Annotated in this window: 23 protein-coding genes; 6 read left to right on the top strand and 17 right to left on the bottom strand. The window is 38.4% G+C overall.

Going from position 1 to position 26,655, the window contains the following annotated elements; genetic code table 11:
• Positions 1–41 precede the first annotated feature (41 nt).
• On the bottom strand, positions 42–3,191 hold the full coding sequence (gene drmD, locus IQ226_RS08150) for a DISARM system SNF2-like helicase DrmD (RefSeq protein WP_193894388.1): 3,150 nt from the start codon (positions 3,189–3,191) through the stop codon (positions 42–44).
• A 609-nt stretch (positions 3,192–3,800) separates the two neighbouring features.
• On the opposite strand from drmD, the gene IQ226_RS08145 reads away from it, so the two are divergent.
• Entirely contained in the window at positions 3,801–4,733 is a 933-nt protein-coding gene (locus IQ226_RS08145) for a DUF4351 domain-containing protein (protein ID WP_193894386.1), read from the top strand.
• Between the two features lie 315 nt (positions 4,734–5,048).
• Entirely contained in the window at positions 5,049–5,591 is a 543-nt protein-coding gene (locus IQ226_RS08140) for a DUF2808 domain-containing protein (RefSeq protein ID WP_193894384.1), read from the top strand.
• Positions 5,592–5,637: 46 nt separating this feature from the next.
• Here IQ226_RS08140 and IQ226_RS08135 read toward each other — a convergent pair whose 3' ends face one another.
• The 8 genes from IQ226_RS08135 to IQ226_RS08100 form a co-directional block, all read right to left on the bottom strand.
• Entirely contained in the window at positions 5,638–6,168 is a 531-nt protein-coding gene (locus tag IQ226_RS08135; RefSeq protein WP_193894382.1) for a dual specificity protein phosphatase family protein, read from the bottom strand.
• Positions 6,169–6,212: 44 nt separating this feature from the next.
• Positions 6,213–7,163, bottom strand: a complete 951-nt coding sequence (locus IQ226_RS08130; protein ID WP_193894380.1) for a HEAT repeat domain-containing protein — start codon at positions 7,161–7,163, stop codon at positions 6,213–6,215.
• 10 nt (positions 7,164–7,173) lie between these two features.
• Positions 7,174–7,401: a ferredoxin family protein gene (locus tag IQ226_RS08125; protein WP_193894377.1), complete on the bottom strand. Its 228-nt coding sequence runs from the start codon at positions 7,399–7,401 to the stop codon at positions 7,174–7,176.
• 30 nt (positions 7,402–7,431) lie between these two features.
• A complete protein-coding gene (gene metX, locus IQ226_RS08120) occupies positions 7,432–8,493 on the bottom strand; it encodes a homoserine O-acetyltransferase (protein WP_193894374.1) in 1,062 nt (353 codons plus the stop codon).
• A 227-nt stretch (positions 8,494–8,720) separates the two neighbouring features.
• Positions 8,721–10,031 (bottom strand): O-acetylhomoserine aminocarboxypropyltransferase/cysteine synthase family protein, encoded by a 1,311-nt coding sequence (locus tag IQ226_RS08115; RefSeq protein ID WP_193894371.1) that lies wholly within the window; start codon positions 10,029–10,031, stop codon positions 8,721–8,723.
• Between the two features lie 165 nt (positions 10,032–10,196).
• Complete coding sequence (locus IQ226_RS08110; protein WP_193894400.1) at positions 10,197–11,027, bottom strand: dienelactone hydrolase family protein; 831 nt, start codon at positions 11,025–11,027, stop codon at positions 10,197–10,199.
• A 115-nt stretch (positions 11,028–11,142) separates the two neighbouring features.
• Positions 11,143–12,858: a fumarate reductase/succinate dehydrogenase flavoprotein subunit gene (locus IQ226_RS08105; RefSeq protein WP_193894369.1), complete on the bottom strand. Its 1,716-nt coding sequence runs from the start codon at positions 12,856–12,858 to the stop codon at positions 11,143–11,145.
• 240 nt (positions 12,859–13,098) lie between these two features.
• Positions 13,099–14,115 (bottom strand): sulfonate ABC transporter substrate-binding protein, encoded by a 1,017-nt coding sequence (locus IQ226_RS08100; RefSeq protein ID WP_193894366.1) that lies wholly within the window; start codon positions 14,113–14,115, stop codon positions 13,099–13,101.
• Between the two features lie 304 nt (positions 14,116–14,419).
• Between IQ226_RS08100 and IQ226_RS08095 the strand changes: the two genes are divergently transcribed.
• The 3 genes from IQ226_RS08095 to IQ226_RS08085 all read left to right on the top strand — a co-directional run bounded on the left by IQ226_RS08095 (position 14,420) and on the right by IQ226_RS08085 (position 17,646).
• Positions 14,420–15,490, top strand: coding sequence for an Mrp/NBP35 family ATP-binding protein (locus IQ226_RS08095; RefSeq protein WP_051424233.1), 1,071 nt, complete (start codon positions 14,420–14,422; stop codon positions 15,488–15,490).
• A 70-nt stretch (positions 15,491–15,560) separates the two neighbouring features.
• On the top strand, positions 15,561–16,310 hold the full coding sequence (locus IQ226_RS08090; RefSeq protein WP_027401224.1) for an SDR family NAD(P)-dependent oxidoreductase: 750 nt from the start codon (positions 15,561–15,563) through the stop codon (positions 16,308–16,310).
• A gap of 28 nt (positions 16,311–16,338) precedes the next feature.
• Positions 16,339–17,646: an MFS transporter gene (locus tag IQ226_RS08085; protein WP_193894363.1), complete on the top strand. Its 1,308-nt coding sequence runs from the start codon at positions 16,339–16,341 to the stop codon at positions 17,644–17,646.
• Positions 17,647–17,763: 117 nt separating this feature from the next.
• On the opposite strand, the gene chrA is transcribed toward IQ226_RS08085, so the two are convergent.
• A complete protein-coding gene (chrA, locus tag IQ226_RS08080) occupies positions 17,764–18,969 on the bottom strand; it encodes a chromate efflux transporter (RefSeq protein ID WP_193894360.1) in 1,206 nt (401 codons plus the stop codon).
• Positions 18,970–19,551: 582 nt separating this feature from the next.
• Here chrA and IQ226_RS08075 point away from each other — a divergent pair.
• Positions 19,552–20,802: a tetratricopeptide repeat protein gene (locus tag IQ226_RS08075; RefSeq protein WP_193894357.1), complete on the top strand. Its 1,251-nt coding sequence runs from the start codon at positions 19,552–19,554 to the stop codon at positions 20,800–20,802.
• Positions 20,803–20,860: 58 nt separating this feature from the next.
• Here the strand turns inward: IQ226_RS08075 and IQ226_RS08070 are convergent, their stop codons facing one another.
• The 7 genes from IQ226_RS08070 to IQ226_RS08040 form a co-directional block, all read right to left on the bottom strand.
• On the bottom strand, positions 20,861–21,637 hold the full coding sequence (locus tag IQ226_RS08070) for a phosphate/phosphite/phosphonate ABC transporter substrate-binding protein (RefSeq protein ID WP_193894354.1): 777 nt from the start codon (positions 21,635–21,637) through the stop codon (positions 20,861–20,863).
• 8 nt (positions 21,638–21,645) lie between these two features.
• Positions 21,646–21,876 (bottom strand): hypothetical protein, encoded by a 231-nt coding sequence (locus IQ226_RS08065; RefSeq protein WP_193894352.1) that lies wholly within the window; start codon positions 21,874–21,876, stop codon positions 21,646–21,648.
• A gap of 106 nt (positions 21,877–21,982) precedes the next feature.
• The gene (locus IQ226_RS08060) at positions 21,983–22,930 is read right to left on the bottom strand and encodes a D-2-hydroxyacid dehydrogenase (RefSeq protein ID WP_193894350.1); all 948 of its coding nucleotides are present in this window, start codon (positions 22,928–22,930) and stop codon (positions 21,983–21,985) included.
• A gap of 29 nt (positions 22,931–22,959) precedes the next feature.
• A complete protein-coding gene (locus IQ226_RS08055) occupies positions 22,960–23,289 on the bottom strand; it encodes a ferredoxin family protein (RefSeq protein ID WP_193894348.1) in 330 nt (109 codons plus the stop codon).
• Positions 23,290–23,466: 177 nt separating this feature from the next.
• Positions 23,467–25,092: an FAD-dependent oxidoreductase gene (locus IQ226_RS08050; RefSeq protein ID WP_193894346.1), complete on the bottom strand. Its 1,626-nt coding sequence runs from the start codon at positions 25,090–25,092 to the stop codon at positions 23,467–23,469.
• 89 nt (positions 25,093–25,181) lie between these two features.
• The gene (locus IQ226_RS08045) at positions 25,182–25,982 is read right to left on the bottom strand and encodes an SDR family oxidoreductase (RefSeq protein ID WP_193894344.1); all 801 of its coding nucleotides are present in this window, start codon (positions 25,980–25,982) and stop codon (positions 25,182–25,184) included.
• Positions 25,983–26,192: 210 nt separating this feature from the next.
• Complete coding sequence (locus IQ226_RS08040; RefSeq protein WP_193894342.1) at positions 26,193–26,633, bottom strand: beta-lactamase hydrolase domain-containing protein; 441 nt, start codon at positions 26,631–26,633, stop codon at positions 26,193–26,195.
• Positions 26,634–26,655 lie beyond the last annotated feature (22 nt).

The raw sequence follows: 26,655 nt of genomic DNA, 5'->3' as shown, positions 1-26,655 counted from the left end.
ATCCTGGACATCCTGATTCTGACAAAATTAATCCCAATTCCCTATTTCGCCAATTTCTGCGGAACTAAATAAATAACCGCTAACGGAAATAGTCTAGGTGTAGGATTTGTAAACCGCGCTTTCACTGCTGCAACCTCCCTTTCAACTTCTGCGGGAATTTGTGCCAATCTCACCTTTAAACTATTAACATTACGCTCAAACTGTTCTTTTTCTGCCGTATTAAACAATTCCAATTGCTTAATCTCCGGTTCATTTAATTCCTGTTCAATACTCCTTTGTAATTCTGTTAAAATAGCAGTAATATCCGCCGCTTCTTTTTCCGCCCGATTGCTTAAATCGCGCTGCAAACTCTTAGCCCTATCTTGCATTCGCACTTGCAAAGATTGCATTAATAAATCTGCATGACTATTCCATAAACTCTCTAAAGTCTTTCTGATCTTTTCCGGTGCTAAATCTGGTAAAACTGCCGATAAAGCTGCTTGAATTTGCATTACACCCATACGGCTAAACTTACCTTCCTTTAATAAACCTCCTGCTGTAATTACCTCTTCATGTAATCGCTGTTGGTCACTTCCTAATATTACCAATCTTCCATAAGCAATTACTGCCGGTGTCTCTAAAACTGAATTAGGAACTAATCGCGCCGTCACGCGATTTAATGATTTTTTCCCCTCTTTTGACCACACTTCCGCCCTTAACAAACGTAAACACATTTGCACCAACCGATGATTCAAATGCGCCAATACTACATCATCTCGACCGTGGGATAATTCAGGGTCAAAAACAATAGGACGAATTACTTTTGTATGGGGATGTGCTAACCCTTCACTACAAGCAGCCCAACTACTTTTCAAAGGTGGTAAATAAAAAGCTTTCCCGGTTACTTCTGCTAAATTAGCCTCAATTAACCCTGGTTGTTCTGCTAATTCCAACCCAATCTTTACCACTGCTTCAATATTATTTGGTGTCAGTCGTAAATGTTGACGAGTTTCATTTAATTGTTCTCGTAATTTTTCAATTTGTTCCCGGACTTGACGCTCAAATTTTAACATCCGGCGGACAGGTTCTGATTCCTTTTCTGCTACTGTTGTATCTAAAATAGTCCGTTTTCCCATCATTGCTTCTTCTACTTGGGCAGCAATAACTGGGCCAACTTTTCCCAAATCTTCCCGAATATTATTAACCTTTAAAGCTGCCCGCATGAGAAATTCTAAATCCCCTTCTAGTTCTCCCGGTTTAATTCCTTGGGTGCTATTTTGCTGATAATCTTTACCGACAAAGTGATAAATTAATACTTCTGAAGCCTTTTGTCCATGTCTATCTATCCGCCCATTTCTTTGTTCCATGCGGTTAGGATTCCAAGGTATTTCATAATGAATTAACCGCGAACAAAAGTTTTGTAGATCTAAACCTTCACTGGCTGCATCTGTAGCTAATAAAATTCGCACTGGGGAAATATCAGGATGAGCTTGAAATGCCGCTTTTACCTGTTCTCTGTCGTCTGATTTCATCCCCCCATATAGAGTCATTAACCGTTCTTCCTGGACTAATCCTTGTGCCGCTAAGAGGTTATATAACCACTTTTGTGTGGCTCGATATTCTGTGAAAATAATTACTCTTTCATTAGACCATTTTCCATCTGGTTTAATATAAGTATGAATCCAGTTGAGGAGTTCTTTGGCTTTAGCATCAGCTAATCTCGCTGCTGTTTCTGCCCATTGCAACATTTGGGTTAATAAACTTTGTTCTTCAGGATTTAATTCTCTAAATAACCGAGTTGTATGAGTAATTGCTTCATCTGTAGATTCTTCATAAACATCATCATCAGCAAAATCTTCTTCAATTTCTTGTAACTGTCGCCGCAAAATTCCTTCACTGGGTCGAGATAAACTAGATGCTGTGCGACGACGGGCAGTAGTTAATGATTGTTGGTGTTGTTCTAAGGTACTAGCAAAAGCTGCTGGTGAAGAAAATAGGCGTTTTTTTAAGAGTTTTAACACAAATTCAGTGGCATATTTTTCTGTATTATCTGCCACGCCCTTGCAGCGTAATTCTGTATATCTTTTTAAGGCAGCGTGGGCTTGACGTTCTGCGGCTGGATAATCTACAGAAATGGCTGCTAATTGGCGTTTAGGAAATAGTGGTGAACCATCCCAATTTTGCATTTCCTGTTTTAACCTGCGTACCATCACCACCTGTAATTGTTTCCTGTCTGGTGTTACCCCCCGTGCAAACCGTTGAGAATCGAGTAATTCTAACAAAGCGGTGAAACTTTCGGGGTAGCCGTTATGGGGTGTGGCAGTCAAAAATAACTTATGTTCAAAGTGGGGGACTAATAGCCGAATAGCAGCCGTTCTCATGGAATCTACGGCATATTTGCCCCCACCAGAGGGGGCAACGTTATGGGCTTCATCAACGATTAATAAATCAAACCTGCGGGGGTAGAGAGATTCCCCTTCACCTGGTAATATTTCTCCCAGGAGACGTAAAGGGCGATCGCGTTTCAAAAAATCTATGGAAGTAATCAACCGGGGAAAATGTTGCCAAGGGTTCACATGAATACCCCGTTTCCTGCGCAGTTCTTTCATTAATGCACTGTCAACAATCCGAAAATCCAAACCAAATTTATCCCGCATCTGTTCTTGCCATTGCACTTGTAGCGAAGATGGACAAACTATGACAATCCCATGGCAACGATGACGGATAATTAATTCTTGGGCTACTAAACCAGCTTCTATGGTTTTACCTAAACCCACATCATCAGCAATTAATAAGTTAACACGGGGCATTTGAATTGCCCGTACTACCGGATCTAATTGATAATCTTCAATATCTATACCACTGCGAAAAGGTGACTGCACAGTGCGAATATCAGCCGTTGAAGCTGCACCCCATCTTACTGCATCGAGAAAAGCATCTAACCGTTCTGGTGAGTCAAAACCTTTAGGTTGGGGTAACTCCATTTTTTCATAAATATGCGCCCCCACTTCCAATTCCCATATAACCTGTAGTTCTTCTCCCAAACCATCATCTTCTACAGAAGAGAGTTTGACCAAATGCTGGGTTTTTGTCACTCCACCCAACACGGGGTTAGTGGGTAAGCTGGTATGATGAACATCACTGACAACATATTGACGCGATCGCACATTCACCAGTTGACCCTGTTCGGGAATAGCTCTAACTACGGTCATAAGTAATTTAAGATAAAATGAGTCTGGTGTTTAGCCTGTTGGTAATTTAGCATTTAAATACACATCATATGAAGTAAATGAACAAGAACCCCACCCCCAACCCCCTCCCCGCAAGCGATGAGGGGGCTAACCCGGATTTCTCACCAAAATCCTCAAACCCTTATAAAATCTCGATTCTGGGTTTTCACACTGCATCAAAAATCAACTCCGTGAAAAATGCCCAAAACCGTTTCTCTATAAGGATTAGATAGATTGCGATAGCGTTCGCGGTAGCGTCTCGTTCGCATAGCGTTCCGAAGGAATAGAGATAGCGCGACCTAGGAATCGCATTGTTTGCGAGAAATGCGGGGGAAACAGACTATCAAAAGGCTATAGAGATAATCAAAGAAATTAACAAATAATAAATATAAGTTAAGCCAGGTAAGAAAGATCCCCGACTTCTTAATTAAATTTTTTGTAAATAATGAGGATCATTCAAAGAAGTCGGGGATCTCAAAGTATTGAATACAACACAAAAAAAATTTCAAACATCCTCTTACAGAAAATTCATAACTGCCATATAATAGAAATCCAAATTATTTCCCAGATTTTACTCAAAATTAAAATTTAATGACTAGGTTTATACATGATAAATTCGCCAAAGACTATCTAGAAGAATTATTAAAAGATTACGGAGAAGTCAAAGCATCAGAAAAAGTCTCAGGAGAAATTAAAGAAATTGATGTTTTATTCACACCTGCTAAACAACAAAGTTCTAAATTACAAATACTGGGCTTACTAGGAAGACTTGCCGAAAATCCTGCGATAATAGAACCATACCGCAATCCAGCTTCTACCGATGAAATCTGCGACTGTATTCTCAAGTTATTAGAAGTCAAGGCTTCATTGCGACGAGAAGCCAAAGCCAATAAAATCAAACTTCAGGAGTCAGAAATTCCTAAATTGTGGATTTTAACCCCCACTATTTCTGAAACTCGTTTATCTAGCTTTAGAACTATCCAACAAGAAGGTTGGTTATCGGGAGTACACTTTTTAGCAGATCCCTTGCGAACAGCAATTGTGGTAATACACCAACTACCACAAACACCGGAGACTTTATGGTTGAGGCTTTTGGGTAGGGGAAGCGTACAATCACAAGCAATTATCGAGTTGCAAGCGTTACCATTAGATCACCCTTACCAAAAAACCACCCTGGAATTAGTTTACAACTTGCGCGAAAATTTGAGAGTAAATCAAAAACTAGAAACAGATGATAGGGAGTTAATTATGCGATTAGAACCACTTTATCAAAGAGATAGAGAACAAGCTAAAGAAGAAGGAAGACAAGAAGGAAGACAAGAAGGAAAGCAAGAAGGAAAGCAAGAAGGAGAAAAAAACTTAATACTGCGTCTACTACATCGTCGGATTGGGGAAATTGATGCGTTATTAATCGAGCGAATTACAGGATTATCAATTGAACAGTTAGAAAATTTAGGAGAGGCATTATTAGACTTTTCTAGTGTTGCTGATTTAGAAGCTTGGTTAACCCAACACTCAATTTAATTCATTTTGATTATTAGGGAGTTAATCATGCAATTAGAACCATTTTTCAAACAACCTATACTTGTCATAATCTAAAAACATTAAATCAGGTAGGTTGGGGAGCCATCTGGACGGGTTTCCCGGCTTGTGGCGAATGGCGTTTGACGTTCTTGTTACCCAACATTTACAGACTTTTGTTGGGTTGCGCTGTCGCTTAACCCAACCTACAAAAACTCTTAACCAAACAGTATTGTAATCATTAATAAGTTCCACTTGCTAAATTGAAAGGGTGTAATGCAATAGAAAAACCTATTTAAAATATCAAATCCTAAAAACATGAACAGATTCAAAACTCTTTGTAAAACCCTAGCTATTAGTACAGGAATATTTTTATTATCTGTGCCTACTACCTACGGGATACCATCAAAACCATTGTTAACTGCCAAAACAACTTACAATCAAACAGGTTCTTGGGATGCAGCTTATTATTTTACAATCAAATTACCAGAATCTCTGGCTAATTGGCAACTGCAACAGGTTGTTTTAACACAAATAGAAGGTGTAGAAAATATTGAATTCAATCAGAAAAACAGTTTTGCTTTTGTAGAAGCAAGTGGACAAAAAGAAAAGCTAGGCATTACCCTAACCAAGAGTTTAACTCAACCACAAAATGTCATTGCTACTTTTGATGAACCAGTTTCTGCAAATCAAACAATTACTATCGTTTTCAAACCTTTTTATAATCCCACCAGCGAAGGTATTTATCTATTTCGAGTTCATGTTATTTCCTCTGGTGAAAAGACAAATAATTTAGTTGTGGGAACTGCTCGTTTACAATTTTACAATGATTTTGATAATCATCTATTTTATTACAGGTAAAGTGTTTATAAATTGCTGATTTTTCAGACAAATTCAGCAATATCCATCAATTAGTTAAGAACGCTAGACGACAATTATTCAGCAGCACATTTAATTCTTCTGCAACTTGTAACAGATTTTTACTTAAAATTACAGCTTCATAAGGATTTCTCCCTGTTCTTATAACAGCAGAAATTGCATCTTGATGAGAAAATCCCCGCACACTCACTAACCAAGCCGCTAATATATGTCCAGTCCGGCCAATTCCACCAGCACAATGCACAACTACTTTTTCATTTTGTTGATTTGCTGTGATTAAAAAAGGCAGTATTTTTTGTGTGAGTGTTTCTAAATCAGATAAATGAAAATCTTCAATTGGTGTCCAACAAACTTGTTGATTACCAAATTCTTGCCGATATGTATCTAAAAGATGGGCATAATTAGCTAGTTGTTTTTCACTAAGTAAACAGCAAATTCGCTGAATGTTTTGGGATTTCATAAACTCAATCCAATCATATACCTGATTATCAGTATATCCAGGTTGAGAAGCACCAAAAACTATTGTTTCTTGTTCCCAAGCAGGGGCAAATTTGTACATATTCAACTTATCCAGATCCCCGACTTCTTTAAGAAGTCGGGGATCTATCTCCTTATCTTTTTAATTGCTCTTTCTGCGTAAATAGAAACATCTCGATCAGGATCATCTAGTGCTTGTTGGAGAGCATTTAAAGCCTGAGTATTATCTAAATTACCAAGTGCTATAGCTGCCTCTTTTCTGACATCCGAATATTCGTCTGTTAATCCTTTAATTAAATCAGGTAATAAATTTTGATCTGGCATTTTTTGTAATACTTGAAGCGTGAATTTTCGCACTTGCCAATGTTCATCTTTTAGCGCAATTTTTAAAGCGGGAACTGCTGCTGAATTAGCGTGAATTGCTAAAGATTTAGCTGCATTGCGTCGTACTTGCCAATCAGGATCGGAAGTGAGTAATTGAGTTAATAATTCTACAACTTCTTTATCTGCTAAATGTCCTAAAGTTAATGCTACTGCACGACGGACATTATCATCAGGATCATTCATCAAAGATAAAGCTGGTGGACATATTTGCACCTGGTTTAAATAGCGTAGAGTTGTAATAGCAGTTTCTCGTAGTTGTGGATATTTGGAATCAAAGAAAGATAACACCGCAGGTAGAGATTGAACATCATGTATCTTCCGCAATAAGATTAAGATGTTAACTTGAAGATTGATATTTTCTTGATGTAGTGCATCCAATAAAAGCAATAAATGATCTGTGGTGACAAGTTCACCTAATGCTGATAATCCTTCGGTGCGAACGTCTTCATCTGGGGAAGCAAGAGTTTTTAATAAAGCAGGTACAGCAACAGGATTAGCAAGTTCCCAAAGTGCAGATACGGCAATTTTTTGGACTGCGGTGCTTTCGTCTTCCAGTGCGATAATTAAAGCGTCAACTGCTGCGTCTTCTCCAAGGTGCTGTAGAGATTTTACCGCAACTAGGCGATCGCCTTCGTTAACTGAACGCAACATTTCCAACCATTGATTTAACGCTGAATCAGTATCTATAAACATTTCTGTACCTCTACCGCAATAAGAAAGGAATTTGGACTGTAATGGCGTTTGTTGGACATTCCTTCTCACAGGGTAGACAGAACCAACATTCATCATATTTCATATAGGCTTTTCCCGTCTCTGGATTTTTTGCTAATACATCCAGAGGACAAACTTCAATACAAGCAACGCATTGTTCTAAACATTTAGATTCATCCACAATTACAGGAACATCTACTCTTTGATTAATTAAAGCCATAATTTTATAACTCCCTAATTTCATTAAAAATCAAACAAGAAATTCCCACTCTTCCCTAAAAGAAACTACCATTTCATTTAATGCTTCCATATCAATTAAAAACGCATCATGTCCGTGAGTTGATTTGAGTAACCCCAATTGAGCATGAGGGATTAAATCTACTAATTCTTGTTGTTCTCCTGGAGGATAAAGAACATCAGAATCAATAGACACAACTAAAGTTGGTTGTTTGATACTTTGCAAAACTGATTGATAATCTTTTCTGTTCCAACTAACATCATGACTATCCATTGCCTGAGTTAATGTAATATAAGTATTAGCATCAAAACGTTCTATTAGTTTTTGACCTTGATATTGTAAATAACTGGATATAGCAAACTGATTAGATTCATCCTGCTGTCTGCCAAAACGATTTGTAAAACTATCCCAATAACGATAGTTAATCATTGCCATCATTCTCGCTACTGCTAATCCTTGGTTCGGAGGTGCATCAATTGTATAGTTTCCCCCTTGCCAATTTGGATCTATATAAATTGCCTGTCTTTGTGCTTCACTCAAGCCAATAGACCATGCTGAATGTCTTCCAGGTGCAGCCATTGGTGCGATCGCTCTCACCTTTTCTGGATACAATAAAGCCCATTCTAAAACTTGCATTCCACCCAATGAACCGCCAATTACTAACTGTAGAGATTGAATATCTAAATATTCTAATAGTGCAGCTTGGAGGTGAACCATATCCCTAATTGTAATTCTCGGAAAAGATCCACTATAAACCTTTCCTGTATTTGGGTTAATAGAAGTTGCTCCAGTTGTACCGTAACAACTTCCTAAAATGTTGCTGCACACGATAAAATCCTGATCAGGATCAAAGGATTTCCCAACACCAAACAAATCTCCCCACCAATCATCAGCATCAGCAGAACCAGTTAAAGCATGACAAATTAAGACCCCATTATCGCGGTTTGCGTTTAATTTTCCCCAGGTACGATAAGCAACCTGAACACCAACTAATAGTTCACCAGATTCTAATGAAAATGGTTTTGAAAGTGGATAAAACTGAGTTTTGGGTGAAATGAAGTCTAGGTATTTCATAAAAAAGGTGATTGGTAATTGGTAATTGGTAATTGGTATAGCGTTTCCCAGTTTAATGAAGTACAAAATTATCTGCGTTTATCTGCGTCCATCTGCGTACCCTATGGCTTCGCCACGCAAGCTACGGGAAGCAAGCTACAATTATTACTGCTTGTACCTCACTTGAATGGGAATGGCTATAATTATTTTCTGTCACCTGTCACCTGTCACCTGTCACCTGTCACCTGTCACCTGTCACCTGTCACCTTCTTAAATGCTTGCTCAAAATCCTCCTTAATATCGTCAATATGTTCAATTCCCACAGATACCCGCACCAAATCTGATGTGACACCAGCCGAAATTTGTTCACTATCACTTAGCTGTTGATGAGTTGTAGAAGCAGGATGAATGACAAGGGTTTTTGCATCACCAACATTTGCTAAATGACTGGCTAATTTCACATTACTAATAAAGGCTTTACCTGCTTCTAATCCCCCCTTAATACCAAAATTAAGAACGCCACCAAAGCCATGTCGAAGATATTTTTTAGCGCGTTCATGATATGGATGATTGGGAAGTCCGGGATAATTAACCCATGCTACCTGCTCTTGTTGTTCTAACCATTTGGCCAATTCTAAAGCATTATTGACATGACGCTCTACACGCAGGGAAAGGGTTTCTAATCCTTGCAGTAATAGAAAAGCGTTAAATGGACTCAATGCTGCTCCTAAATCCCGTAATCCTTCGACTCTGGCGCGAATAATAAAGGCAATATTACCAAATTGACTACCTTTCCCAAATACTTCTTGAAAATTCAATCCATGATAACCGGGAGAAGGTTCGGTAAAGAGGGGAAATTTGCCGTTACCCCAATCAAATTTACCAGAATCAACTATTACGCCACCAATGGATGTACCATGTCCTCCAATCCATTTAGTAGCAGATTCGACAACAATATCTGCACCATGTTCAATTGGTCTAGCTAAATAACCACCAGCACCGAAGGTATTATCTACAATTAAAGGAATACCATTTTCATGGGCAATGTGGGCTAAAGCTGCAAAATCTGGGATATTGAATTGGGGATTACCAATAGTTTCAACATACAAAGCTTTGGTATTTTCATCAATTGCCTGACGGAAATTTTCTGGATCATCTCCTTCCACAAATTTGACATTAATTCCCAATCGTGGAAGAGTAACTTTGAACTGGTTATAAGTTCCCCCATAGAGGAAACTGGTAGCAACAATATTATCTCCTGCTTGAGCGATCGTACTAATGGCTAAAAATTGGGCTGCTTGACCGCTTGCAGTAGCTAAAGCTGCTACGCCCCCTTCTAAAGCCGCAATCCGTTTTTCAAATACATCCGTTGTCGGATTCATAATCCGGGTATAAATGTTACCAAACTCCTGGAGAGCAAATAACCGCGCTCCATGTTCAGCATCATCAAAAACGTAGGAAGTAGTTTGATAAATTGGTACAGCACGGGCATTAGTACCAGGTGCAGGTTCTTGTCCAGCATGGACTTGTAGGGTTTCAAAACGATAATTTTCTGACATAGTTAGTATTTAAATAGGTTGACTATCAAAACATGAAATTCGAACTTACGCAAAACCTTTCAAACTCTTATTTCTCTGTGTCCTCTGCGCCTCTGCGGTATGTCTTCGACACGCTACGCGAACGTTTATCCGTAACTTGTGCGTAAGTTCTAGAAATATTGAAACTCACACTCCATACTGTTTAAACCATTTCTGGAGACGCTGCCAACCATCCTGGGCTTCTTTTTCGCGGTAGGAAGGGCGATAATCGGCAAAAAAGGCGTGAGGTGCATCAGGATAAACAATTATCTCCGATTTACTGCTGCTAGATTTGAGTTTTTCTCGTATTTGTTCCACTGTATCTAATGGAATACCTGTATCTTGACCTCCATAGAGTCCCAGCACAGGGACTTTTAACTCAGAAGCAATATCAAGGGGATGTTTAGGCTGTAGTTCGGTAACATTGCCTACTACTCTACCGTACCAAGCTACACCTGCTTTTACATTGGGATTATGTGCTGCATATAGCCAGGTAATTCGACCACCCCAGCAAAAACCCGTAATTGCTAATTTATCAGCGTTACCTTTTGCTGATTTTACTGCCCAATCAACGGTAGCATCTAAATCTGATAAAACTTGAGAGTCGGGAACTTTGGCAACAATGGCGCGAATTTCGTCAATGTTGCTTAATTTTGAGACATCATCTTGGCGAATGAATAGTTCTGGTGCGATCGCTAAATAGCCTAATTTAGCAAAGCGTCGCACAACATCCTGTATATGTTCATGTACCCCAAATATTTCTTGAATTACTAAAACAATGGGGAAATTTTCACCCTTTTCTGGTTGCGCTCTATATGCTGGAATTTCCCCATCTTTGACGGGAATTTTCACCACTCCCGCAATTAATCCTTTAGTATCTGTGGTAATCACTTTAGCGGAAACAGGTTGTACTGCTAAAGCAAAACCAGTTGTTAAAGCAGCAGTAGCGATAAATTCACGGCGTGTTATTTCTTGAATCATCTTTAATTACCTTAAAAGAAACCTAACATTATCAATTTTTTTGTTGAGTGGTGCTGTTGCTTAACCCAACCTACTTTTTCTTGACTGAACCGTATTAACTTAATCATTCCATTTATCTAACAGCAACGTTATAAACTTCTTGCTGTAAATCAACCTCCACAACATAAGGCTCAACTGGACGCTTAAATAAGATCATTTCTTCTGCTTCATCTTTTTTCAAATTCACATGACAAAACCACTCTTCATTATTCTTATTTGGATAATCCAACCGATAATGATATAAACCCCAACGACTTTCCCGACGATATAAAGATGCTCGTGCTGCCATTTCTGCACAATCACGAATAAAATGTACTTCCATACATCGCATCAATTCATGAGGATCACGCGCTCCCATTTGGGCTAATATTTCGTGATAACGCACAAAATTATTTAACCCAATTTCCATTTTATTACCGGATTTTGGTGGTTGTAAATAATCATTCACCAGTCGGCGTAATTTATATTCTACTTGGGTATGGGGAATACCATTTGGTTGATTTAATGGCGCGTAAATTCTGGCTTTTTCTGTTTCCAGAAAATCAGTATCAGGTTCTATATGTTCCAAATTTTCAATATAATCAATGGCATTTTCTCCTGCTAACCGACCAAAGACAAATGCACCAATCATATAATTATGAGGAACACTGGCCATATCTCCGGCTGCATAGAGTCCAGGTACTGTAGTTTCTGCTTTTTCATTCACCCACACACCAGAAGCACTATGTCCACTGCATAATCCAATTTCTGAGATGTTCATTTCTACCCCATGAGTGCGGTAATTTTCCCCTCTACCCTCATGAAAACGTTCTCTACTCGGTCTTTCATTTGCCCATAAAACAGACTCAATTTCCGAAATTGTATCTTCATCCAAATGAGTCATTTTCATTTGAATTGGTCCTTTACCAGAGTTTAATTCTTTCCAAATCTCTAACATCATTTGACCACTCCAATAATCGCAATTAATGAAGCGGTTTCCTTCGGCATTGGCGGTATATGCTCCATAGGGACCTGCAACATAAGCACAGGCTGGACCATTATAATCTTTGATTAATGGGTTGATTTGGAAGCATTCAATGTTGCTTAATTCTGCTCCTGCATGATAAGCCATTGAATAACCATCTCCGGCATTTGTGGGATTTTCATAAGTTCCATAAAGATAGCCAGATGCAGGTAATCCTAAACGTCCACAAGCACCTGTAGAAAGAATAACTGCTTTGGCTTGAATAACTACAAAATCACCACCGCGCACATCAAATCCAACTGCACCAATAGCTTTACCATCTTTTACTAGTATTCTAGTTGCCATGACGCGGTTTGTGACTTTCACTTTATGACGTTTTACTTGGCGGGTAAGAATGGTTTTTAAGTCTTTACCTTCTGGCATGGGTAAGACATATTTACCTACCCGATGTACTTGTTTAACATCGTAATTTCCTTGGGGATCTTTTTGGAATTTAACGCCCCAACTTTCTAATTCTTGAATGGTTTCAAAACCTAATTTACCTGTTTGATAAACGGCTTTTTGGTGCAGAATACCATCATTAGAAATTGTGATTTCGCGGACGTATTGTTCCGGGGTAGAATTGCCAGGAATGACGGCTGTATTAACTCCATCCATTCCCATAGCGATCGCCCCACTCCGGCGTATATTTGCTTTCTCTAAAATTAATACCTCAGCATCAGGATTTGCCTGTTTGGCTTTAATCCCTGCCATTGTTCCCGCAGTCCCACCTCCAATTACTAAAACATCGGTTTTTAGCCACTGTGTATTGATGTTTGTTACCATATAAAACTCTTTCAAGAATTTAAATTTTTTCTCACGCAGAGAAAGTCAACGAAGATTTCTAGAAATAATTGATAATTAGCAATTTTTTTATTGCCAATTACCAATTAAGTAGGTGAACACAATAAAACCAAACTGTGTAAAGAAACGTAAAATCGCCCAACCCCTCTTCACTCTTGCCTCTTGCCTCTTGCCTTTTGCCTTGCAATAACGACAATTTTCAACGCCAACCTACTTACTAAATTATTTCTTACCTTGCCAAACTATTTCTTTGACCTTAATTTGTTTAGGAATTAAGTTGATTTTATAGAAAGTATCAGCAATTTCTTGTTGTTTGGCAATTACATCATTGGTTAATGGCAGAACGCCATACTTGCGTCTTTTTTCTGCTACCTCTAATACAGCCGCATCTATACCCAATACAGGAGAAAGTAACTTTGCCACATCTTTAGGATTACCCTTTGCCCAATCACTGACTTTACTTACCCCAGCCAAAACTGTTTTTAAACCTGCTGGATTTTTCTGGGCAAAGGATTTAGCAGCCAAATAATAACCTCGATTGGGAGCTAGTCCAGTGGCATCGGTAAGAATACGTGCGCCTGTGGCTTTTTGAGCAGCAGCTAAATAAGGGTCCCAAACTGCCCAAGCATCAACATTTTTCCCTTCAAAAGCAGCACGACCATCAGCAGGTGCGAGGAAAGTTGGCTTAATATCAGTGTATTTTAATCCGGCTTTTTGCAGTGCTTTGACTACCAAATAGTTAGTATTTGATCCTTTCGCAAAAGCCACTTTTTTGCCTTTGAGGTCAGCTACACTTTTAATTGGTGAGTCCTTATGAACAAGAATTGCTTCCGATTTAGTACCATAAGGATCATAGGCAACATAAACTAGAGGAACTCCAGCCGCTTGAGCAAATACAGGGGGTGCTTCTCCTGTGTAGCCAAAATCAATACTGCCAACGTTTAAAGCTTCTAACATTGGTGGTCCAGCAGGAAATTCAGTCCAAGTAACAGAAGCACCAGAGGCTTTTAAGGTTTTTTCTAATTCGCCTTTTGCTTTGAGTGCGTATAGGATAGTTGCTGCTTTTTGATAGCCAATACGAATTACTGTTTTGCTACTATTATTTTGAGCGATTGTATTTGCATTAGCTTTCTGAATTGTCCCAACATTGGGAGAAAAAACAGAACCAGCTAATGTTGAACCTAATCCAACTGTAAATAGTAAAGAAAAAGTGCGAATGTTTGATTTTTTAAGAAACATAATCCCAACTTCAACTAATCGGAGTAAAGAGAATCTAGAAACAGATGGCGATCGGAAATCACTGCTACACAGGCAAAACTCACCTGAGTGGGTTCAAAGAGTCCGCGTAGGCGGACTTCGTTCTTATAGCCCCAGACTTCTAGTTTGAGGGCTATCTTTAGGTGAATTTATGATAAAACTACAGTATATCAATCAAGTTACCGTATTTTATTCTTAAATAATCACATAAAAGTGATTTGAATGCAAGAGGTCTATGGAAAAATATTAACCGTGCGTGTAGTCGTATACCCTTATTTGCCGTAAAATGCCAGAAAAATTAGATTTGAACAAAAGTGTTGTGGGCGAGGAAGTACAAATAGATCCTGCCAATCTTCAACAAGAAGAAGTTATCCAACTCCTGAAACAAGTAATTGAACCCACTCTAAAAAACGACATCATTAGTTTGGGAATGGTGCGAAATCTGCGGATAGTTGATCAATATATTTATTTGCGCTTGTATATAGGTTCTCGTCAGCAGCACTTAGAAGCAGAGATTAAAGCGGTATTATCATCATTAGGTTGGTGTAAAAAAACCTACATTCAAGTTTGTACAATTCCAGGGGTAAAAACGACATTAGCCATATCTAGCGGTAAAGGGGGTGTAGGTAAATCCACAACCGCAGTTAATTTAGCCGCAGCGTTGAAATTAACGGGAGCAAAAGTGGGTTTATTGGATGCTGATGTTTATGGTCCCAACGTTCCTCAGATGCTTGGATTAGGACAATCTGAAGTTACGGTTATTGATACTGCTAATGGGCAGAAATTTTTACCATTAGAAGCTCATGGTATCAAAGTTATGTCTGTAGGATTGTTGGCAGAACCGGATCATCCTCTAGCATGGCGTGGACCCGTCTTACATAAAATCATTACTCAATTTATACATGATGTTGAATGGGGAGAATTGGACTATCTGTTAATAGATTTGCCTCCCGGTACTGGTGATGCTCAAATTACGATTGTGCAAGAAAGCCCGATTTGTGGGGTGATATTGGTAACAACACCTCAACAGGTCGCTGTTGCTGATGTGCGTCGCAGTATCTATATGTTTCGCCAAGTGGGTGTTCCTGTTCTCGGTATTATCGAGAATATGAGCTATTTTATCGGCGTAAATGGGGAAGAAACTGCGATTTTTGGGAGTGGTGGCGGTGAAAAATTGTCAAATGAACTCCAAGCACCACTTTTAGGCAAAATTCCCCTTGATCCTCGTATCTGTAATGGTGGTGATACTGGACAACCTCTTACCCTTGTTGACTCTAGCACAATTACAAGTCAAGTATTTATACACATTGCTACGGCATTAGAGGCTACTTTTCTTGCTTTTTCTAGTTATTTATGATACGCTTAGTTTTAATCTACAGTATATCGATGTAAATACCGTACTTTAAATCAACCAATGGGTGTTCACTATGGCAGATAAATTAGAAGGAAAAGTTGCTATTATTACCGGGGCTTCTTCGGGAATTGGGGAAGCTACGGCTATTTTACTCGCAGCAGCAGGGGCAAAAGTAGTAATTGCAGCCAGAAGGGGAGATAGGTTGCAGGCTGTAGCAAAACATATTACTGACAATGGTGGACAAGCATTATCCGTTATTACAGATATTACCGATGAAGCTCAAACTAGAAACCTAATCCAAAAAGCTAATGCAGAATTTGGGCGTGTAGATATTTTAGTAAACAATGCAGGTATATCATTTCCTGGCAGGATTGAAAATGCAGATCCGTCAAACTGGCGAAAAATGATTGATATTAATGTTTTAGCGTTAATGTACACAACTCACACTATATTACCTATTTTCAAAGCGCAAAAATCAGGACATATTGTGAATATTTCTTCTGTAGCAGGCCGCATTGCCCGTGCAGGAATGGCGGCTTACAATGTCACTAAATGGGGTGTAAATGCCTTTTCGGAAGCATTAAGACAGGAAGTATATCAAGATAATATCCGCGTTACTATCATCGAGCCTGGTTTAGTAGAAACAGAAATTGATCAGCATATTACCGATGTAGTAGCAAAGCAAGAAATTGCAGCCAGACGGAAAGCAATTACACCATTACAAAGTGAAGATATAGCAGCAGCAATAATTTATGCTGTTACCCAACCACAGCACGTTAATGTGAATGAAATCTTGATTCGTCCAACTCAACAAGAACGGTAATGACTATACCTGAAAATAGGTAATATTAATGTTAGAAGAAAATAGAACATCATTAAAGAAAAGCAACAAGATATTTGCTTTTTTGAGAATTTCACCTGCAATTAGATCACCCAATTTATCTGGTTTTCTCATTGGGGAAAGCGTGTCTTTTTTCGGCTCTTGGATGACACAAATTGCCTTAGTATGGCTGGTTTATCAATTGACAAATTCAGCCATGTTAGTTGGTATAGCTGGCTTTAGCAATCAAGCTATGGGTTTAGTTATTACACCATTGGTAGGAGTATTACTAGATAGATGGAATTTAAAGTATGTCTTATTAACTACTCAGATAGTATCTGTTTTTCTATCTTCATTACTAACTTTTTTAACTGTTAGTAATCAGATAAATTTTACAGATATTATAATCATTGGTATCCTTCAGGGCATAGTCAAAGCTTTTGATTTACCAGCACGTCAAGTAACTATCCCCAGATTGCTAGAAAACAGAAGTGATACTTATAGTGCAATGGCTGTGCATTCATTTTTAATTAATACAGCTAAATTTGTTAGTCCTATGATTGGGGGTTTGATAATTGCTAGAAATGGAGCAGGTTTATGTTTTTTAGTAGATGCTATTAGCTATTTGCCTTTTATATTAGCTATCTTCATCATGCGGATAAAACCAAATATCAATAATTTATCTACATCAAAATCTCCAAAAATTTGGCATAACTTAAAAGAAGGATTTATTTTTGTCTATAATTTTGTGCCTATTAAATCTATTTTAATATTGCAAATTATAGTTTGCTTTATGGCAATGACTTATGTAAATCTCATGCCAATATTTGCCAAAGAAGTCTTAAAAGGCAATGCAGAAACGATGGGTTTTTTGATGACTTCTACAGCTTTTGGTTCTATCTTTTCTGGGATTTATCTCATGCAGCGTAAACAAGTCATAGGACTAGAGAAGGTTATGGTAATTTCTACTCTAGTGCTGGGAGTATCTTTAATATTATTTTCTCGTTCAACACAGCTAGAAATTTGTTTAGCATTAATCTTTATTGTGGGATTAACTAACACACTAACTCTAGCTTCAATTAGTAATTTTCTGCAAGTAATTTTAGTGGAAGAAGATAAAAGAGGACGAGTAACCAGTATATTTATGACTACTTTTTTGGGAATATTGCCTTTTGGTAATTTATTTTTCGGAGGATTAGCAAATTATATTGGCGTTGCTAATTCCTTATCATTTGGTGGTGTTTGTTGTATTTTGGGAACGTATTTTTTTGCTAGACAAATATCAAATATTAGAAAAGTGGTAAACCCAATATATCAAAGAATGGGATTACTTTCTTAATGAGGCTAGCCATTAAGTAGGTGAACACAATAAAACCAAACTGTGTAAAGAAACGTAAAATCGCCCAAACCCTCTTCACTCTTTCCTCTTGCCTTTTGCCTTGCCATAACAGGTATTTTATTTGATATAACCTAAAGCCATAGCACCATAACCAATTAAACTACTACCTAAAACTAGCCAAGCAGCATTGATGCGGTAGCGAGTAATCAAAACTGTGGAGATGAGTGCGATCGCTATCCCCAGAATATCTACATAGGGTGGTTTTGCTATTTTTAAAGTAGCTATTCCCAGTTGCAAGGTAGCTACTACCATCAGTGCTACAGCGCTGGCATTCACAGCATCTAAAAATGATCTTGTCCAAGCAGAACTGCGTAAACGGGGAATAACCGGATTTAAGGCAGCAACGAAGAGAAAAGATGGTAGAAAAATACCAATGGTAGCTACTATCGCACCAGGTACACCAGCTAAGACATAGCCGATAAAGGTGGCAGTAGACAGCACTGGACCAGGGGTAAATTGACCAATAGCGATCGCATCTAGTAGCTGCTGTTGTGTTAACCAGCCATATTCTTGAACTAATCCCCCCTGCAAAAATGCAATTAGCACATAGCCACCACCAAACAAAACACTACCAACTTTCAGAAAAAACCAACCTAATTGCCATAAAGGAATAGATGTACCTGCCACAGTGCTAATTGTAGATGTTGTCTGTAAAGTTGCCCCTGTAGTTAAGACAGCAATCAATAAGTTAGGTTTATTTCCTGGTGGTTTGTCTTGATTTCTAGGATGTAACCAAATCATACCTAGTAATCCTCCAAACAATAAGGCAATTACTTCATTCACTTGCCGAATTAATACCAATAATCCTACAGCTATAGCAATAATCAGTAATTGACGGTTTTTAACCGCTTTTTTTGCTAAACCCCAAAGGGAATTTACAATAACCGCTAAAACAGCAGGTTTGATACCATAAAGTAAAGGTGAAATTTGAGGTAAACTACCATAATTAACATAAATCCAGGCAAATATCCCTGTTATTAAAACCGCAGGTAATATAAAACAAACACCTGAGACAATTAACCCTGGCCATCCTGCATAAATATATCCGACATGAATTGCCATTTCAGTGGAATTGGGACCAGGAATCAAATTAGTTGCACCTAGTAAATCCAGAAAATGGTCTTGTGTCAACCACCGACGACGCTTCACTACTTCATCTTCAATCATGGCAATATGGGCAACTGGTCCACCAAAGCCAATAACACCCAATTTAAAAAATAGTGTAGCTATTTCACCCAACCGACTAAATAAGTTATACTGCATAGCCTGCGTAATCTACATTGAAAATGTAAAGGTCAACTTACGTTGACCTCTACTTGTTTTATAGCAATTACCATTCAAGTGAGGTACAAGAAGAAAGAATTAACGTATCGGCTCAATAAATAGGGGTAACAGAGGAAAATAAGTGCAACGAGGTACACAGAGTGTAGTGTGTTAATTCTGTGAATCCTTTACCCGTAAGACTTCATGCAAGTTCCGTGTCAGAAATATTTGCGGATTTAAGGTTTCAGGCTTTCAGGGATTCTTTTTTCTATCACACTTTCTGCATGAAGGAAATTTCTGGTTTGTCTGTCAAAATTAACACACTACGAGTAAGTGACTTAACTATTATACCGTAATTTTGTATTTATTTAGATTAAACCCAATCGACAGCATTCATTCATCGAGGTAGTTCTCGGAAATAAAGCCTTGCAAAAATGTATGTTTATCCAGTAACTCTATCAACTTACCGTAGTTTTTACTTGCGGATTGGGAGAGGCTGTGGCATAATCTAGTCAATAACCCCGGTATTTCGACCAAGTTACCGTAGTTTAAGAATTTAAATTTTGCTGTAAGGAATTCATCATGCTTAAAGATGGACAAGGGCTCTTAGTGACAACAGGTTCAGCCGAAGCGATCGCTGCTATTAACCGTTTTATTGATCAATCCCTTGCTTATGGTAAAGATGCAAAAACAGCGATTTTAGAAGCAGTTGAGGCTGATCCAAATTGTGCTTTAGCTAATGCTTATGCAGCCGCTTATCATCTGAGTCAAGAAAGTACAAAAGATTGGCAACAGGCACAACCATATTTGCAAGTCGCACAAAGAAATTTAGGCAAAATTACTGCCAGAGAACAGTTATACGTAGAAGCAATTTTAGCTTGGGCAAATCAAGAGATTGATGTAGCAATAGCCCTTCATGAAGAGATTACCAATCAATTTCCCACTGATTTAATTTCCGTGCGGCAGGGGCAATATCACTATTTTTATACAGGTAATAAAGAAAAATTACTAGAAATTGCCCAAAAAGTTTTACCTAACAATCCCCAACAAGATTATCTATATGGGATGGTGGCTTTTGGCTTAGAACAATGTCACCAATTACCAGCAGCAGAAAAAATGGCACTTGAGGCAATAGCGTTAAATAGATATGATCCTTGGGCGCATCATGCTATTGGTCATGTAATGGAAACCCAAGGAAGAACCCAGGAGGGAATAATTTGGATGGAGAATTTTGCATATACCTGGGACAACTGTAACTCTATGCTTTATACCCACAACTGGTGGCATATAGCACTGTATTATTGGCAATTAGAAAACTACGAAAAGGTTCTGAAAATCTACGATGAGCATATTTGGCAACGTGCTAACAAACAATCTCCCAAAGACCAAGTAGGGGCAATTTCCATGTTATTACGGCTAGAATTACGTGGGGTAGATGTAGGCAACCGTTGGCAAGATATCAGTCCTTATCTTTACAGTCGCATTGATGAACACGCATTACCATTCCAGGATTTGCATTATGTCTATGCCCTTGCCAAAGCTGGACACAATAACTGGGTAAAAGAAATGCTTCAAAGTATGGAACATCACGCCTTGAGTATTAATCCCTTTCTTGGCAGGAGTTGGGTAAAGATAGCAATTCCCGCAGCTAAGGGCATGGTAGCTCATGCTCAAGGTGATTTCCAGACAACTGTTAACGAACTCAAATTTGTATTATCGCGGTTGCATGAGATTGGGGGAAGTCATGCACAGCGAGTATTATTTGCAGAAATTTATCAAGATGCTCTCTTGTGCGAACAAAAGCAGCATCGAATTTATCTTATTAGTGCTTAGAATCTTATGGGATGGGCATACTACGGCAAGCTCAGTACAAGTCTTGCCCGTCCCTATATTATTGGCACTGATTAAGTACCAGATAATCCTCTAACTTCACTGCATCAAAACGCTTAACACTAAATTGTTTCATAATTTCTTGCAACTGAGCATCTGGTTGGAGTAGAGCCAATTGCATTTGCTGAATCAAAGAGATACCTAAATGCCGCGCTGTTACCAATGGTGGCATCGGAGAAGGTCCAATTATTTGCACCACACGTAAATGGTGTGATAATTCAGGAAAATCCCGTAATTCTTGTTCTAATACAACACTATCAATGGCTGCACAATCAGCCAGTCCTTCAACTACCCAACGAATAGAACGTTGATGAGAACCTGATTCTAAAGATTTTCCCCAGAAATTGGGTGAATATTTTTCTTGACTCAACCACTGCCAAAGTAAATGATAACCACTATTAGAACCAGAGTCGTTATAGCAAAAAGTTTTCCCTGATAAATCAGCAAACTTCTGAATATTGCTATCAGTCTTAACAATCACATCTGCATAGTATACAGGACAATCACCATATCGAGATGATTGCATCACAGGCGCAACTAATGTCTGTAATTGATTTGGTGCTATTTGACTATAACGAATTAGTGGTAATCCACAAATAAAAGCCAAATCTATTTGGTCTTTAAATAATAGAGTGTCTTTTAAGGGGTCGTATTTACTTTGATGTAGTGCAATTTCTACTTGTAAAACACGACCTAAATAAGCTGTAATCTCCTGATATAATCCAAAATAATTAGGAGCTAAATAAGATACAGCCTGTAATTTTGTAATCTTAGTCATTCTTTTTTTTAAACACTGCTATTTTGGAAAATTTTAATTAGCTTTTGCCTAGAATAATGAATATATAAAAAACTGAGACTAGCAAAAGCAAGCAGCATGATTTTGAAAACTATTATATAAGGATGAATATACCACCATGTCCCCTTAAATAAGGATACTCCTAGTTCTGATACCTTTCGTAAAAAATGAGGATATGCTTTTTGATGGATCTGAATATTAATGTCTTGGGCTAATGTCATGATAAATTCTCTTGTCAATAAAAAACTAAAGCACAGCAACTCGATAGGCTTTTCGTGGACTATATCAAAAAAAATCTTGTTTTCCTATTTTGACGAATAAAAATTCCTAATAACCAGCAGTTTTATCTACCATATTACGTAAATGCTTACCTTGATGATAGCGGTTGAAGTTATCCAGAAATAGGGCAAGTGTTCTCTCTTTTACTCTAGGAGAATTTCCAGAACAATGGGGAGTAATAAGCACATTTGGCAATGTCCACAAGGGACTTTCTGCTGGTAATGGTTCAGTAAATACTGTATCTAAAGCCGCACCAGCAATCCAGCCTTCCTGTAAAGCTGTAGTCAGTGCTGATTCATCAACAATTGCTCCCCGTGCAATATTAATTAAATAGGCATCTGGACGGAATAAACGCAGAGTTTCCAAATCAATTAAGCCCTTTGTTTCTGGCGTTAAAGGAGTAGCAATTACCACAAATTCTGATTCTGGAAGTAGTTGTTTCCATTCATTTGCACCCACTACTTTATCAAAATTTGGCAACGGTTTTGGATGACGAGAACTGCCAAAAATACGCATTCCAAATGCTTTAGCACGAACCGCAATTTCTTGACCAATTCCACCTGCACCGATAATTAATAAAGTTTTCTCGAATAATTCTTGAATTGGTAAACCTCTTTGCCAATCATGCTCATTTTGTAGTTTATATAAACTTGGTAATCGCTTAGAATAAGCCAATAAATAAGCAATCACAAATTCAGCAATGGGAATACCATGTACTCCAGAACCATTAGTTAAAATTAAATCTCTTTCTAAATATTTTGGTGTCAAAATATGATTTACACCTGCATTTGGGGCATGATGCCAACGTAATGAAGGCGCAGCATCTAATACTCGATGTAAAGTGGTAGGTTTGAGATAAAACCAACTAAAATAAACTTCTGCATCTGTGGCATCACCATCTATATTACCTTCACTATCTACACGCACTACAATAGTATTTTCAGGTAAATATGGCTCAATTTCATCAGCAATTTCTACAGGTAAAATCAGTTTCATAATTGATAACTTCGATTATTTTTGATGTTCTATTTCATCTTCTGCAATAATTGATATGTTGAATCTTCTTTAGCTGTAGTTGTGAGAGATTTTCCCCAAGCAATATTTTTGCGATAACTTCCTAAAAGTTGAGCTTCTGCTAATGATTGTTCGTTAATTCCTGTTAATGGTTCTACATCGGGTGCAACATAAAGCGCATCTACCGGACAGTATAATTCACACATAAAACAGGTTTGACAGTCACTTTGTCTAGCAATTTTCGGAGGTGCATCTGGTACTTTATCAAAAACATTTGTCGGGCAAACTTTAACACAGATATTACATTGAATGCACCGGGATTCACTAACTAATTCAATCATAATAAAAAACCAAAATTGATCCAAAATTTATATTGATGTAGGTTGGGTTATACCAATTTTATGTGAGGCTGCACATAATCCTGAAATCCCTTGATTAATCCATCTTTATCTGTGTCCATCTGCGTTCAATTCAAGTTGTAATCATGTTGGGTTTCCTTGCGTCAACCCAACCTACAATTAAACAGTTACAAGTTCTTTTGCTTTTGTATCCTGGATAGGTGCAACTTTTACCCAAACTTGATCCAAACCACCACTAATTAAATGATGTTGTTGGTTAGTATCCTGTTGTGGATAATCTAAATGTTTGTGCATTCCGCGTGTTTCTTTGCGTTCCAAGGCACTGCTATACATCCATCTGGCGGTAGCTACCATTCCCGCAGCTTCCCTTGTACGGATAATATTACTATTATCTGCAACTTGACTATTGCGAATTTCATCCCAGAGAGAATGTAATCTGTGCAATGATTCTGTTAAAGTTTGTTCATTACGGAAATAATTGCGATTGTATGGAAAAACTTCCGCTTGAGTGGCTTTGATGATGTCTTCACTGTGAATTTGTTTTTCACTACCAGAGATAAATCCTACACCACCTACAGCTTGAACTGGTCTTTGGTTGGCTTGCACACCTAAATTATGGGAGTATGTAGCGGCAGACTGTCCTGCCCAATACCCTGAAGATAGCGCCCAAGCTGCGTTATGACTACCGCCACCAGTAAAACCACCACAAATTAATTCTCTTGTGGCTGCATCACCAGCAGCATAAAGTCCACTGACTGAAGTAGCACAAGTATAATCAGTGATTCTGATGCCACCTGTACCCCGGACTGTTCCTTCTAAACGCAGAGTTACAGGGAAACGTTGAGTAAAGGGATCAATACCTGCACGATCAAAAGGTAGGAAGAAATTGGGTTGAGATAAACGCATTGTCACCCGCAGTTCTTCTGAGGCTTTGTCTATGATGCAATAAACAGGCTGAGTTATCAAGGTTTCGGCAATGACAGAACGCCCTTTTTGCGAACCAGCACCGGGGATAGGTGTACCATCTTCGTAAGTGAAAGTTGCCCAATTATAGAATAGGGTTTTAGTTACAGAAGAAAAAGCAGGTGCGATGCCATAGGCGTTGGAAAACTCCATTCCCGACATATCTGCACCCGCTTCGGCTGCCATGAGATATCCATCCCCTGTTAGCACATTGCAACCCAAGGCCTTACTCAAGAAAGCACAGCCTCCGGTAGCAATGATCACTGAATGCGATCGCACAACCCACTTTTTACCAGTCTGCCGGTTAACCCCTGTCGCCCCAGCTACAGCACCTTCGGCATCTACCAACAACTGCAAAGCCGGACTGTGATCTAAAATTTTCACTCCTGCCCGTTTTATTTGTTGCCGCATCAAACGCATATATTCTGGACCTTGCAGACTGCGCCGATAGGGTCTACCTTCTTCATCCGTAGGAAAGGGATAACCCCAGTCAGCTAGTTGGTTGACGTTCGCATAAGTTTGATCTAGTACCCGTTGCATCCAATCACGGCTAGATAAAAATCCTCCTAAAGCTTCCCTAGAAGCCATTGCTGCTTCTCGACTGTCGGGTTCTGGTGGAACATACCACACACCGTTACCTGATGCAGCAGCACAGCCACTTGTGCCACAATAGCCTTTATCTACTAAGACCACTTTTGCACCACAGTTAGCAGCACTCCACGCAGACCAAGTACCAGCCGGTCCACCACCAATTACTAATACATCAGCTAATAAAGTTTGATCAACATCGCTATCTTGGGAAAATAATTGTTTTTGAGTCATAGAAATTCCTCTTTTTTGTAAGGTTGATATTTTCTGAAAATGAGGATGTTTTAAAAGATTTTAGTTTTACAAACATCTTTTTAAACTCCTTAAACTCCTGGTGTACTGCCTCCATCAACTTGAATTTCTGCACCAGTGATAGAAGCAGCTAAATCAGAAACTAAAAACAATGCTAAAGCTGCAATTTCTTCAGGTTTGACGATTTTTCTTAAAGGGATTGATTTCACTGCTTGGGCTTTATATTCATCCACAGTAATACCCAAACTTTCGGCATTTTGCACAGCTAAAGTTTTGGCTCTTTCTGTGTCTGTTAATCCTGGAGAAATGGCATTAATTCTAATATTATCTTGGGCTAATTCTTTAGAAATGCCTCGTGTAAAGTTTAGCAATGCAGCATTTGTTGTTCCTCCTGGTAGGAAATTAGGGCGGGGTGTCCGTCCAGCACCACCGATAATATTAACAATGCGTCCATCACCCTGTTTTTTTAGATGAGGTACAACGGCTCTCACAAAGCGAATGTAACCCAAAAGTTTTAAATTCCAAGCATCTAAAAATGCTTCATCACTTAATTCTAAAAATGACCCTGCACGGGCTGAACCAGCATTATTAATCAAGATATCAATTTTTCCAAATTGTTCTAATGTTGTAGAAACAACTTTTTCAATATCTTCTGCTTTAGTTAAATCGGCACTCACACCAATAACTTTAGCATTTGTATCATCTAAGGATTGAATATCAATTACTGCTTGATCAAGTCTTTTTTGGTTGCGAGCAGCAATAACTACATTCACACCTTCACTATATAAACCTTTGGCGGTAGCTAATCCAATTCCGGCACTACCACCTGTAACAATTGCTGTTTTACCTGATAGATTTAGTTCTAAACTCATAGAAATTGTACTTGATAAATTTACCCAGGGGATTGATTAATGTATTTCGAGGAAAGAAGCAAGGTTGTAGATTTTTAATTTTTATTAATAGCATTTCCTAGTCTAATGAAGTACAAAATTATCTGCGTTTATCTGCGTCCATCTGCGTTTGATTATTAACGCTTGTACCTGACTTGAATGGGAATTGCTATATGCGCCAAAGCCTACAACTTAATTTTGTCTAGCTGCAAATTTTTCTAATAGAAATTGCTTGAGATGTGGCTGTTCTAAATTAATGCCCAATTCATTAGCTTTTTGAGCAATTTGTTCATAAGTTAAACCTGCTTGAATTGCTTCTGCAATTAAGGCTATTCCCCCCGCTCTTGCACCACCAGCACAGTGAATTAAAATTGGTTTAGGTAAGTTCTCCACAGCTTGAATGGCTTGTGCTGTTAATTTCTGATTTGGTGCTTGAGAATTTAAGGGAATATTTGTATATTCTAAGCCTACAATTTGTGCTTCTTGCTTTTCATCATGGAAAAAACCATTTTCATCAGGATCACGTAAATTCAAAACTGATTTAAAACCCTCAATTGCTAATTTTCTTAATTCCTCAGCAGAAATTTGTCCAGCAATACTCAAATTATCATTAACCTTTTTTAAATCAGTCATTTTAATTCCTCTTTGGGTGAAA

Source organism: Dolichospermum sp. LEGE 00240, assembly GCF_015207875.1.
Taxonomy (GTDB): domain Bacteria; phylum Cyanobacteriota; class Cyanobacteriia; order Cyanobacteriales; family Nostocaceae; genus Dolichospermum; species Dolichospermum gracile.
This window is presented reverse-complemented; position numbering and strand designations above follow the sequence as displayed.

Excerpts from the sequence above, each read along its gene's own strand:
- drmD (WP_193894388.1), bottom strand. The coding sequence starts at position 3,191 with ATGACCGTAGTTAGAGCTATTCCCGAACAGGGTCAACTGGTGAATGTG.
- IQ226_RS08145 (WP_193894386.1), top strand. The coding sequence starts at position 3,801 with ATGACTAGGTTTATACATGATAAATTCGCCAAAGACTATCTAGAAGAA.
- IQ226_RS08140 (WP_193894384.1), top strand. The coding sequence starts at position 5,049 with ATGAACAGATTCAAAACTCTTTGTAAAACCCTAGCTATTAGTACAGGA.
- IQ226_RS08135 (WP_193894382.1), bottom strand. The coding sequence starts at position 6,168 with ATGTACAAATTTGCCCCTGCTTGGGAACAAGAAACAATAGTTTTTGGT.
- IQ226_RS08130 (WP_193894380.1), bottom strand. The coding sequence starts at position 7,163 with ATGTTTATAGATACTGATTCAGCGTTAAATCAATGGTTGGAAATGTTG.
- IQ226_RS08125 (WP_193894377.1), bottom strand. The coding sequence starts at position 7,401 with ATGGCTTTAATTAATCAAAGAGTAGATGTTCCTGTAATTGTGGATGAA.
- metX (WP_193894374.1), bottom strand. The coding sequence starts at position 8,493 with ATGAAATACCTAGACTTCATTTCACCCAAAACTCAGTTTTATCCACTT.
- IQ226_RS08115 (WP_193894371.1), bottom strand. The coding sequence starts at position 10,031 with ATGTCAGAAAATTATCGTTTTGAAACCCTACAAGTCCATGCTGGACAA.
- IQ226_RS08105 (WP_193894369.1), bottom strand. The coding sequence starts at position 12,858 with ATGGTAACAAACATCAATACACAGTGGCTAAAAACCGATGTTTTAGTA.
- IQ226_RS08100 (WP_193894366.1), bottom strand. The coding sequence starts at position 14,115 with ATGTTTCTTAAAAAATCAAACATTCGCACTTTTTCTTTACTATTTACA.
- IQ226_RS08095 (WP_051424233.1), top strand. The coding sequence starts at position 14,420 with ATGCCAGAAAAATTAGATTTGAACAAAAGTGTTGTGGGCGAGGAAGTA.
- IQ226_RS08090 (WP_027401224.1), top strand. The coding sequence starts at position 15,561 with ATGGCAGATAAATTAGAAGGAAAAGTTGCTATTATTACCGGGGCTTCT.
- IQ226_RS08085 (WP_193894363.1), top strand. The coding sequence starts at position 16,339 with ATGTTAGAAGAAAATAGAACATCATTAAAGAAAAGCAACAAGATATTT.
- chrA (WP_193894360.1), bottom strand. The coding sequence starts at position 18,969 with ATGCAGTATAACTTATTTAGTCGGTTGGGTGAAATAGCTACACTATTT.
- IQ226_RS08075 (WP_193894357.1), top strand. The coding sequence starts at position 19,552 with ATGCTTAAAGATGGACAAGGGCTCTTAGTGACAACAGGTTCAGCCGAA.
- IQ226_RS08070 (WP_193894354.1), bottom strand. The coding sequence starts at position 21,637 with ATGACTAAGATTACAAAATTACAGGCTGTATCTTATTTAGCTCCTAAT.
- IQ226_RS08065 (WP_193894352.1), bottom strand. The coding sequence starts at position 21,876 with ATGACATTAGCCCAAGACATTAATATTCAGATCCATCAAAAAGCATAT.
- IQ226_RS08060 (WP_193894350.1), bottom strand. The coding sequence starts at position 22,930 with ATGAAACTGATTTTACCTGTAGAAATTGCTGATGAAATTGAGCCATAT.
- IQ226_RS08055 (WP_193894348.1), bottom strand. The coding sequence starts at position 23,289 with ATGATTGAATTAGTTAGTGAATCCCGGTGCATTCAATGTAATATCTGT.
- IQ226_RS08050 (WP_193894346.1), bottom strand. The coding sequence starts at position 25,092 with ATGACTCAAAAACAATTATTTTCCCAAGATAGCGATGTTGATCAAACT.
- IQ226_RS08045 (WP_193894344.1), bottom strand. The coding sequence starts at position 25,982 with ATGAGTTTAGAACTAAATCTATCAGGTAAAACAGCAATTGTTACAGGT.
- IQ226_RS08040 (WP_193894342.1), bottom strand. The coding sequence starts at position 26,633 with ATGACTGATTTAAAAAAGGTTAATGATAATTTGAGTATTGCTGGACAA.